This window comes from Rossellomorea aquimaris (assembly GCF_000935355.1).
In the GTDB taxonomy this organism is placed as follows: domain Bacteria; phylum Bacillota; class Bacilli; order Bacillales; family Bacillaceae_B; genus Rossellomorea; species Rossellomorea aquimaris_B.
The window spans coordinates 1-252 of record NZ_JXZC01000024.1; the positions used below are offsets into that span (position 1 = coordinate 1).

The 252-nt window shown below is 51.6% G+C and carries 1 rRNA gene; it reads right to left on the bottom strand.

The features are described 5' to 3' along the window. Positions 1 to 252 (bottom strand): 16S ribosomal RNA (locus TV75_RS20875); the annotation flags it as partial.

Genomic DNA, 252 nt, shown 5'->3' on the forward strand with positions numbered 1-252 from the left:
CAATTCATTTGAGTTTTAACCTTGCGGCCGTACTCCCCAGGCGGTCAACTTAATGCGTTAGCTGCGCCACTAAGAGCTCAAGGCTCCCAACGGCTAGTTGACATCGTTTACGGCGTGGACTACCAGGGTATCTAATCCTGTTTGCTCCCCACGCTTTCGCGCCTCAGTGTCAGTTACAGACCAGAAAGTCGCCTTCGCCACTGGTGTTCCTCCAAATATCTACGCATTTCACCGCTACACTTGGAATTCCAC